Here is a 10,202-nt window from a genome sequence, read left to right on the forward strand (position 1 = left end):
GCTGTTAATCCTGATAATGCAGAACAAGATTCGTCTTTGCTTAAAACTCTTGTACAACAAAGAAATAATCATTTTGGCGTTTATGCTTCTGTTATAAAAACAGGTGAAATTCATGTAGGCGATGAAGTCTTTCTTCTTGAATGATATTTTGCTAAATCATCATCAAACCAAATGTCTACTAAGCTCCCGTGGAAGGATAGAACTTCTTGCATAATCTGTGGGGAAGCTCGCTTTATGGCTGGATAACAGGACAGATTGAAGAAGAGTATATTAAGTAAAAGGACTAAGATTTTGGGGAGGGTATTTAATGGAATCAAGGAATAACTTTTTATTTAGCAGAATTATGCATCAATAATGAAATTCAAGGTAAAGGTTATGGTTCCAAACTTCTCCAATTTTTAGAGGAAGAATTACAGAAGAAAAACGTTAAAAGCATTTATCTTTTAACTTCCAATGGAGGACTCGCAAAAAACTTTTATAGAAAAAATGGTTATATTGTGAATAACAATAGGATTGTTATGAAAAAGAATTTGTAAATTGCATTAGACTGTTCCACTCCCATGGAAGAACAGAAATTCTTTCATAATCTGTGATGTCGCGAAATGAGGCATAGGTGGCTAACAGCAGGATAGTTGAAGAGGGTATAATTTAATCTTTGTTTCATTCTATATGTATGATTATGTAAAAATGCGTGAAGGAGAATCAGAAATGTACATACCAAAAGCTTTTGAGGTTAATGATAAAACAAAATTAGTAAATTTTATTAGAGACAACAGTTTTGGAATTTTATTTTCTCAGGAAGAAAATGGACCGTTGGCAACACATTTGCCTTTCTTAATGGATGAAAAAACGGGGGATAACGGTGTGTTGATTGGTCATATGGCAAAACAGAATTCTCACTGGAATAAATTAAATGGTAAAGAAGTTCTTGTAGTCTTTCAAGGTCCCCATGCTTATATCTCCGCTTCTTGGTATAACGATCCAAACACTGTACCTACTTGGAATTATGTAGCAGTCCATGTATATGGAACAGTTAGAATCATAGAGAAAAAAGAAGAAATGGTTGAACGGATGGAAAAGACGGTTAATTTTTACGAATCATCTATGCCCAACCCTTGGAATGCTAAATTTGATGATGAATTCATAGATGGCTTAATGAACGGCATAGTTGTATTTGAAATCTCAATAAATAGGATGGAAGGGAAATGGAAGTTAAGCCAGAATCACTCCATAGAAAGACAACAAAACCTTATTAATGGTTTAAAAACAAGCAACAAATATAATTCAGCAGAAATTGCAACAATGATGGAACAGAATATTAAACAAAAGGATAATGCATAATGCTTCCATACTACACCTTTAACAAAGATGTAGGGTATTTATACAAAATTGTTCTCTAAACTCACATGTTTTTTTGAAACTATCTGCTCTATTTATATAATGAATGATCTTGAATAAGGGTGATAATGATGAATCTTGATTTTCTCCCTAATGACGCTTTTATTGAACCAAGTGGTCAAAATATAGACGAAGTTGCTAGCCTAATGAAGAAGTTTATGGATTTAGTGATAGAGAATTCTGCTAGTTCAGAGCAACGTCCACCTTTATCTCAAATAGAAAATTATACTTTTGACGAGATTCCCATACAAGGGATTCCGACTGAAGGTATTCTTCTACAATTAAAGGAGATTTTAAGAAATTCAATGAATCCTCTAACTCCTAACTATATCGGGCATATGGACTCTATACCTACTCTAATTTCCTGCTTGGGTGAGTTTGTAACAACAACGCTTAATAACAATATGTTGAGTCTTGAAATGTCTCCTGTATTTTCCCAAATGGAAGTACAAGTGCTACGGAAAATTGCTCGAATGTTTGGTTACGATGAGCAGAGTGGGGGAGTAATGGTAAGTGGCGGAAGTCTCGCGAACTTACAAGCTCTTGCAGTGGCGCGTAATCACTACTTTTCAGTTAAAGAGGAAGGATTAACTGGGTTAATAGAACAACCAGTTATCATGGCTTCAGAAGCTAGCCACACTTCTTTACATAAAGCTGCAATGTTACTAGGTTTAGGAACATCTAGTGTAGTTGCGGTTAAAACTAATCAAAATTCTCAGATGGATACCTCAGACTTAGAGAAAAAGATTAATAAAATGATTGAAGAAGGAAAACAACCTTTTGCAGTTGTGGCAACGGCTGGAACTACGGTGACGGGTAATATTGACCCTATCTTATCCATTGCAGAAATAACAAAGAAGTATGGACTATGGTTACATGTAGATGCTGCCTACGGCGGGGCATTGGTTTTTTCTGATAAACACCGCGAACGACTTTCTGGTATTGAAAAAGCAGATTCTATAACTTTTAATCCTCAAAAATGGATGTACGTTGCAAAGACATGTGCTATGGTCCTATTTAAGAACCGTGACTTGTTGGAAACAGAATTCCGTATTTCAGCACCATATATGAATGATACAGATTTTACAAATTTGGGGGAAATAAGTGTTCAAGGCACCCGTCATGCTGATATTTTAAAGTTATATTTATCTCTTCAACATATTGGATTAAAGGGTTATGACCAGCTAATAAATGAAGGTTATTTGAGAGTCGAAGAATTTGTAAAACAAGTTAAACAACGCCCCTACTTGGAACTAGCCAGTGAGCCTGATACAAATATATGCTGTTTTAGAGGTAGACCAAAAAATCTCGATGAGAAGCAATGCGACCAATGGAACTTGGAGTTACAACAATTTCTACTACATAAAGAACGGGTGTTTTTCTCCTTGCCAACTTATAGGGGGAAACGTTGGTTAAGAGCTGTTTTATTAAATCCTTTTACTCCAATCTCAACTATCCAAAAAATATTTAAAACGATAGATGAATTTTATATAAATCATCACAGTTACAAGTCCTAATTCAACTATCCTGAAAATTAATATTTTCATTCTTCTGATGGTGCCGCATAGATGTAGCATGGTTGTCTCTTATGGAAGAACGAATGAACTTCCATCATCTGTGGTGAAGCTCGCTTCATGGTTGGCTAACGGGCGAATTAGTTGAAGAATAGCACTAAATTTGCCTTTGTGATAGTCATACTTTTACAAATGAAGGGGGATTAAGATGGAAATTCGTTCAGTGAAAGGGTCAGACTACTATGTCATCTCTCCACTAATCAATGAGTGGTGGGGCGGAAGACAAATGTCTGATATGTTGCCAAAATTATTCTTCGACCATTTTAAAAATACAAGTTTCATTGCCGAAAAAGATGGAAAAATCGTTGGATTTTTGATAGGTTTTCTATCCCAAACATATCCAGAAGAAGCATATATACACTTTGTTGGGGTTCATCCGGATTATAGGAAACACGGTATTGGAAAACGACTGTACAATGAATTTTTTAATATTGTTAAAAAGAATGGTCGGAATATCTTCCGTTGTGTAACTTCGTCAGTGAACAAAGTTTCCATTGCATTTCATACGAAAATGGGATTTGAAATCGAAAAAAACGGAGATAAAGAAATGGACGAAGTCTCTGTATATACTGATTATGATGGACCGAATCAAGATAGAGTTTTATTTGTGAAGAGGTTAATTTAATGATGAACTTGTTCAACTAACGGTTGGCGATAGTTGAACAGGACATACAAAAAAGACCGATCAATTTCGGTCTTTTTCTGTGGCCTAAAATCAACATTGAAATTAACAGAGACATTTATTAAAAGATAACACTCTAACGATTTCACTTTTCACTAAACGCAATCTGTATACCAATCAGCCCTAATAGCAAACCTTTTACAATGTTCATTCGCTTTGCTATGAACGAATTAGTAAGCAGGACATGGCGCAGTTTCTCTGAAAACACGCTGACAGCGACAAAAATCACTAAAGCCTGAACCAGAAAAATCATCCCTAAAATCAACATCTGCAACGTAATGTGTCCCATCGATTTATTCACAAATTGAGGCAACAATGCTAAAAAGAACAATGATACTTTTGGATTAAGCAGATTCATGAGAATTCCTTTTTTATACAATGATGGATACTTGAAAGGCTTGTTATGGTTAATAGCAAAGCCTGTTTCTTTTTCCTTAAATGATTGCCATGCTAAATAAAGCAAATAAGCCGCACCCGTATATTTGACGACGGTAAAAGCCAGAGCGGATTGATAAATGATTGTGGAAATCCCAAGCGTTGCAGCCGTGATATGCACAATAAGGCCTGAACAAAGTCCCAGCGCCGTTGCGATTCCTGCTTTTTTGTCCTGTGAAAGACTTTGAGTAATCACAAACAGAATACGTGCAACGTATATTAACGGAAAAGGACCGGTTTGTTTACCTACTTTCATACTTTCGTTTGAATTTGTAAAGATTATGTTAAAATCGTTTTTTTCTCTTGTTTTATATAAGTATGTAGTTATATACTTATTAAGGGAAGAGTAAGTATGATTATACTACCATACCCATGTCGCGGATATGAAGATGTAACATCATTTATTTAGTGTGAGAGGAACAAAATTGCAAATAAAGGGATTTAGGAGTATCACCTTTCATTTTCGCTCATATATATAAGTAAATAGTTATATAATCATACAAGAATAGGAGGTGTTCCCATGCAAAAAACAGTAGTGGAATTAGAAAAAGCCTCACACGTTTTAAAGTTACTTGGTGATAAAACACGTTTAACGATCATGGCAATTTTAAAACAACGTGAGTGTTGTGTATGTGAGCTTCTTGAGGTGTTTGACATGAGTCAGCCGGCTATTAGTCAGCATCTTCGCAAGTTAAAAGATGCAGGATTAGTAAAAGAGGATAAGAGGGGACAGTGGATTTATTATTCCCTCAATCCACAAAATGAGTTATATGATTTTATCCAAGATATTCTGCAACACGTTCCAGATCAAACAGAGAATATTCGTAAGATTGAGGAAACCAACCCTACGCTCCGTTGCGGTTGTTAACTTATTTAAATTAGGAGGGAAAAAATGAATAATACGGGGAAAAAACGTCTATCATTCTTGGATCGATACCTCACGCTTTGGATTTTCCTTGCTATGGCAGCAGGAATTGGTTTAGGATTTGTCTTTCCGGGCTTTGTAGACGGAATGAACAGTTTGCAGGTAGGAACCACATCCATTCCAATTGCCATTGGCTTGATTTTAATGATGTATCCTCCGTTGGCAAAAGTTCGTTATGAGGAGATTGGGCGCGTCTTTAAAGATGTGAAAGTATTAGTGTTATCGCTCGTACAAAACTGGATTATTGGACCGATTCTTATGTTTTTGTTGGCGATCATATTCTTGCCGGATAAACCGGAATACATGGTCGGACTCATCCTAATCGGTCTGGCACGTTGTATTGCTATGGTGATTGTCTGGAATGATTTAGCGAAAGGAGATAGAGAGTACGCAGCTGGACTGGTGGCGTTTAACTCTGTATTCCAAATGCTATTTTACTCTGTTTATGCGTATGTGTTTGTGACGATCATTCCGAAATGGTTAGGACTAGAAGGTGCTGTCGTTCATATTACAATGATGGAAGTCGCTAAGTCGGTGTTCATTTACTTAGGAATTCCGTTTCTTGGCGGAATGTTGACGCGCTTTTTGTTGGTAAAAGCAAAGGGCAGACAATGGTATGAAAAAGTATTTATTCCAAAAATCAGCCCGATTACATTGATTTCTTTATTGTTTACGATTATCGTCATGTTCTCTTTAAAAGGAGACGTTATCGTAAGCTTGCCGTTGGATGTAGTGAGAGTTGCCATTCCATTGTTCATTTACTTTGTGTTGATGTTCTTCGTTTCCTTCTTCATAGGGAAGAAATTTGGAGCGAGCTACCCTGTAACCACCACACTTGCCTTTACAGCCGGCAGTAATAACTTTGAGTTAGCAATTGCCGTAGCTGTTGGCGTGTTTGGAATCCATTCCGGTGCAGCATTTGCAGCTGTCATTGGACCACTGGTGGAAGTGCCTGTCATGATTGCGTTAGTCAACGTGGCACTATGGTTTCAACGAAAATACTTTAAAACAGAATCAGTATCATACTAACAACAGAGGTGGAATGAAACATGAAAAACAAAAAGATCATTTACTTCTTATGCACAGGTAACTCTTGCCGCAGCCAAATGGCAGAAGGATGGGCAAAAAAATATCTTGGCGACGAGTGGGAAGTGTACAGCGCCGGTATTGAAGCGCATGGACTAAATCCAAACGCGGTAAAAGTCATGAAAGAAGCAGGGATTGATATTTCAAACCAGACATCGGATATCATTGATCCGGAAATTTTAAATAAAGCTGATTTGGTAGTAACATTATGCGGTCATGCAGCGGACCATTGCCCGGTAACCCCGCCAAATGTGAAACGCGTCCATTGGGGATTTGATGATCCGGCAAAGGCGGAAGGGACAGAAGAAGAAAAATTAGCCGTATTCCGTCGTGTTCGCGATGAAATCGGCGCGCGCATCAAAAAATTTGCTGAAACAGGCGAATAAGACTGAATGACAGCCGAGAAGAATCTTCTCGGCTGATTTTACAGGAGGGGAAATCATGAGAAAAATTGAAATCTTTGATCCAGCAATGTGCTGTCCAACAGGGATTTGTGGTCCAAGTATAGACCCGGAATTAATCCGTATCTCCGTAGCAGTTAACAATTTGAAGAATAAAGGAATTGATATTGTACGTTATAACCTTGGAAGCGAACCAGATGCTTTTGTAGCAAATGAAATCATCCGTAAACTACTGATAGAAAAAGGACCAGATGTATTACCGGTCGTTTTAGTGGATGGTGAAGTTATAAAAGAAAAAGGATATCCAACTAATGCTGAGTTAGCAGAATTAACGGGTATGACAGAAGAAGAATTAAGCCAAAAACCAAAAGTTCGCTTAAGCCTCAATGTGAAAAATAACGGAAGAAGTGAATCGACATGACCACTTTGTTTAACCCTCGATCCATCGATTTCACTCCCTTCTTATTCTTTACGGGAAAAGGTGGAGTAGGGAAGACATCAACGGCGTGTGCAACGGCTATTGCGTTAGCAGATAGGGGAAAACAAGTATTGCTTGTAAGCACAGATCCCGCGTCTAATTTACAAGATGTGTTTGAAGTAGAGCTGCAAAATAAACCTACCGCTATTCCGAATATCCCAAACTTATTTGCTGCCAATCTTGATCCGGAGATAGCGGCAAATGAATATAAAGAAAAAGTAATTGGACCATATAGAGGAAAGTTGCCAGAACCCGTTATCGCCTCCATGGAGGAGCAACTATCAGGTGCATGTACCGTTGAAATTGCAGCCTTCAATGAGTTTTCTACATTATTGACGAACAAGGAACTACTACGTTTTACATTTGAAGGCGCAGGATGTTGCGGTCCGCAACTTGGTTTATCATTAGATAATCCTCAAACCACAGATCGGTTGGAGATTATTAATGGTATTCGGGTAGCGATGGACGAGCAAGTAGCTTCCATCATCAAAGGAGTTACACTCGATGCGGAAGAAACGGAAGAAGGCGTTCAATTCGTCTTATTAGGCTTAAATCAATGTTGTTAAATCCAATTTAAAATAAATCAGCTAATGACGAAAGCTGACGACGTGTAGTTGTCAGCTTTTTTATTTAAGTGGATATAAATGCTTCATACAAAACAAAGGACGAGACATGTCGATAAATTTTCTTTATTTTTTTTAAATAAAAAGTTGCATTTTGCAAATAATGTGATATAAATAATTATAGAGGTGAAAAAAATGGAAAACATTAGAGAGTTGTTTCAAGTGATGACACGTCGTTTTGGATTGCTGAATAAAAATTGCTGTTCTATTGATGTTGTAGATATTTCTCTCGTTCAAAGCCATATTCTTTATGAAATTGACAAAAGAGAACATCCCTCCATGCAACAAGTGGCTGAAGCATTGGGAATGGATATTACAACGTTCAGCAGACAGATTCAAAATTTAGTGAAAAAGGGATTAGTAAAAAAAACGCCGCTTCCTGAAGATCGAAGGGTATACACGTTATCGTTAACCACCGAGGGAAAGTTTATCGCAACAACCATTGATCGAGAAATAAATCGATATTTAGACGAAGTATTTTCACATATGACGGAATTTGAGAAAGAAACAGTGATTCGTTCGATTAAATTGTTGAATGAGTGTATGGCCAAATCAAGCGTATGTTGTAAACCGTTATTTTGAGGCAAGTATATCAAGGCTTGCCTATTTGTTAAATTAATAGTTGTATTTTGCAAATAAAATTAAAATAAGGAGAAATGATAAATGAGCATAGCGATTCTTCAAGACTTTCTCTATATTGCGTTAGAATTAACTCTTTTATTTTTGGCTATTTCGTTCGTCATTCACTTTTTAGAAGGATATATTCCTTATGATAAAATGCAAAGTTTGCTTACAAAGCACCATCCGTTATTGGGAGCATTGGTTGCTGTCGCGTTTGCCTTTGTGACACCGTTTTGCTCATGTTCTACGATCCCGGTTGTCGTATCGCTTTTAAATCAGAAAGTTCGTTTCGGTATTGTGATGATTTTCTATTTGCTTCTCCTGTGCTCGATCCAACCATATTGACACTCATGGCTGCGACACTCGGAGTAAAAGTGGCGATTTCTTATACCATTATCACAACCATTTTATCCATACTGATTGGGTTCACGCTTGAAAAACTCGGATTTGAAAATCAAATAAAGCAAGTAATGGTGAAAGGAGAAGTAGATATCGGAAAGAAACGAAACCTGAAAGAAGCTTTACAGGAGACCTTTCACTTAATGAAAACGGTTTATCCATATTTGCTTTTGGGCGCAGGCATTGGAGCCATTATTCATGGTGCTGTACCGACAGAATGGATATTAACCTATATGGGAGGTGATAAGTGGTGGCTTGTTCCACTTGCAGCAATCATCGGAATTCCTTTGTATATCCGTCTTTCCACGATGATTCCCATTTCGCAAATGTTGATTGCAAAGGGCATGGCATTGGGACCAGTCATGTCGCTGATGATTAGCTCAGCAGGGGCAAGCTTACCGGAGATCACATTATTACACAGTATCTTTAGAAAGAAGCTGGTCTTTGCGTTTGTAGGTTCTGTCATGACGATGGCAACGTTATCAGGATTTTTATTCTATATCATTTAAGGAGTGATAACTTATGAATCACGTTAATAACGATCAAATGCGGCAAAATGTCCGCAGCCGCTATAAGCAAATTGCGCTGCAGGAAGTGAATTCTGGTAGCTGCTGTTCATCCTCTTCTGGATGTTGTGGTACACCTAATGAGGTATCGGCAAAACTAGGATACTCGGATGAGGAATTATCTGCCGTGCCAGAAGGAGCCAATCTTGGACTTGGTTGCGGCAACCCGCTAGCAATTGCGGAATTGAACCCCGGAGATGTGGTGTTGGATCTTGGTTGTGGTGCCGGTTTCGATTGCTTTTTGGCTGCTCGTCAGGTCGGAGAAACCGGGCGCGTCATTGGTGTGGATATGACGCCAGAAATGATCAGCAAAGCACGCAACAATGCTGCCAAGGGTGGCTTTACCAATACTGAATTTCGGTTAGGAGAAATCGAATATTTACCGGTGGCAGATGGTTCGGTGGATGTCATTATTTCCAATTGCGTCATTAATCTTTCTCCAGATAAGCCCCAAGTGTTCAAGGAAGCCTATCGTGTGCTGAAACCAGGAGGGCGCCTTGTCATTTCCGACGTTGTGGCGACGGCAGAACTTCCATCGGAAATCAAAAACAATATGGATGTCTTGTATTCGGGCTGCGTATCAGGAGCAGCATCGATTGGAGAGCTGGAATCCATGTTACAACAGAGTGGATTCACACAGATCACCATTGAACCAAAAGATGAATCGAAGGAGTTTATCAAAGATTGGGTGCCTGGAGCGAACATCGCGGATTACATTGTTTCTGCGATCATTAAAGCAATGAAACCTTAAAAAATGTGGTGTAACAGATCGGAACTCGTTGGGGAAGAAAAAATAGTTGAGCAAGTCGTTTCCCACGATGATTCCGATCTCACAGATGATGATTGCAAAGGGAATGGCACCTGATGAACAGCTCAGCAGGTGCAAGTTTACCGGAGATAACATGATTACACAGTATCTTTAGAAAGAAGCTGGTCTTTGCGTTCATAGGTTCTTTCATGACGATGGTGATGTTATCAGAATTTTTATTCTAAATCATTTAAGGAGCATTCCTG

At 38.1% G+C, this 10,202-nt stretch carries 12 protein-coding genes and 2 pseudogenes; 13 read left to right on the forward strand and 1 reads right to left on the reverse strand.

Features of this window, described 5'->3' with window-relative positions; genetic code table 11:
• From GCA01S_RS18005 to GCA01S_RS18020, 5 genes are all read left to right on the forward strand, one after another.
• A partial coding sequence (locus GCA01S_RS18005) for an MOSC domain-containing protein (protein ID WP_042412121.1) occupies positions 1-144 on the forward strand: 144 nt, incomplete at its 5' end.
• A gap of 176 nt (positions 145-320) precedes the next feature.
• Positions 321-536 (forward strand): GNAT family N-acetyltransferase, encoded by a 216-nt coding sequence (locus GCA01S_RS21405; protein ID WP_081430722.1) that lies wholly within the window; start codon positions 321-323, stop codon positions 534-536.
• Positions 537-708: 172 nt separating this feature from the next.
• Positions 709-1,341 carry an FMN-binding negative transcriptional regulator gene (locus tag GCA01S_RS18010; RefSeq protein WP_042412123.1) on the forward strand — a complete coding sequence of 211 codons (633 nt, stop codon included), beginning with the start codon at positions 709-711 and terminating at the stop codon, positions 1,339-1,341.
• 128 nt (positions 1,342-1,469) lie between these two features.
• On the forward strand, positions 1,470-2,915 hold the full coding sequence (locus tag GCA01S_RS18015) for a pyridoxal phosphate-dependent decarboxylase family protein (protein WP_042412125.1): 1,446 nt from the start codon (positions 1,470-1,472) through the stop codon (positions 2,913-2,915).
• Positions 2,916-3,120: 205 nt separating this feature from the next.
• The gene (locus GCA01S_RS18020; protein ID WP_042412127.1) at positions 3,121-3,597 is read left to right on the forward strand and encodes a GNAT family N-acetyltransferase; all 477 of its coding nucleotides are present in this window, start codon (positions 3,121-3,123) and stop codon (positions 3,595-3,597) included.
• A 142-nt stretch (positions 3,598-3,739) separates the two neighbouring features.
• Here GCA01S_RS18020 and GCA01S_RS18025 read toward each other — a convergent pair whose 3' ends face one another.
• Positions 3,740-4,345: a LysE family translocator gene (locus GCA01S_RS18025; protein WP_042412129.1), complete on the reverse strand. Its 606-nt coding sequence runs from the start codon at positions 4,343-4,345 to the stop codon at positions 3,740-3,742.
• Between the two features lie 264 nt (positions 4,346-4,609).
• On the opposite strand from GCA01S_RS18025, the gene GCA01S_RS18030 reads away from it, so the two are divergent.
• The 8 genes and pseudogenes from GCA01S_RS18030 (at position 4,610) to GCA01S_RS18065 (ending at position 9,939) form a co-directional block, all read left to right on the forward strand.
• Entirely contained in the window at positions 4,610-4,957 is a 348-nt protein-coding gene (locus GCA01S_RS18030) for an ArsR/SmtB family transcription factor (protein ID WP_042412131.1), read from the forward strand.
• Between the two features lie 24 nt (positions 4,958-4,981).
• Positions 4,982-6,043, forward strand: a complete 1,062-nt coding sequence (gene arsB, locus GCA01S_RS18035; RefSeq protein ID WP_042412133.1) for an ACR3 family arsenite efflux transporter — start codon at positions 4,982-4,984, stop codon at positions 6,041-6,043.
• Positions 6,044-6,063: 20 nt separating this feature from the next.
• The gene (gene arsC / locus GCA01S_RS18040; protein ID WP_042412135.1) at positions 6,064-6,486 is read left to right on the forward strand and encodes an arsenate reductase (thioredoxin); all 423 of its coding nucleotides are present in this window, start codon (positions 6,064-6,066) and stop codon (positions 6,484-6,486) included.
• A gap of 55 nt (positions 6,487-6,541) precedes the next feature.
• Positions 6,542-6,922 carry an arsenite efflux transporter metallochaperone ArsD gene (gene arsD / locus GCA01S_RS18045; RefSeq protein ID WP_042412137.1) on the forward strand — a complete coding sequence of 127 codons (381 nt, stop codon included), beginning with the start codon at positions 6,542-6,544 and terminating at the stop codon, positions 6,920-6,922.
• Positions 6,919-7,329, forward strand: a pseudogene (locus GCA01S_RS18050) (ArsA-related P-loop ATPase); the annotation flags it as partial. The gene arsD and the pseudogene GCA01S_RS18050, both read left to right, overlap by 4 nt.
• 408 nt (positions 7,330-7,737) lie before the next feature.
• Positions 7,738-8,184 carry a MarR family winged helix-turn-helix transcriptional regulator gene (locus GCA01S_RS18055; protein WP_042412140.1) on the forward strand — a complete coding sequence of 149 codons (447 nt, stop codon included), beginning with the start codon at positions 7,738-7,740 and terminating at the stop codon, positions 8,182-8,184.
• Positions 8,185-8,265: 81 nt separating this feature from the next.
• Positions 8,266-9,131 (forward strand): annotated as a pseudogene (locus GCA01S_RS18060) (permease).
• 13 nt (positions 9,132-9,144) lie between these two features.
• The gene (locus GCA01S_RS18065; protein ID WP_042412142.1) at positions 9,145-9,939 is read left to right on the forward strand and encodes an arsenite methyltransferase; all 795 of its coding nucleotides are present in this window, start codon (positions 9,145-9,147) and stop codon (positions 9,937-9,939) included.
• Positions 9,940-10,202: the final 263 nt, after the last annotated feature.

The sequence above is a fragment of the Parageobacillus caldoxylosilyticus NBRC 107762 genome (assembly GCF_000632715.1).
In the GTDB taxonomy this organism is placed as follows: Bacteria; Bacillota; Bacilli; order Bacillales; family Anoxybacillaceae; genus Saccharococcus; species Saccharococcus caldoxylosilyticus.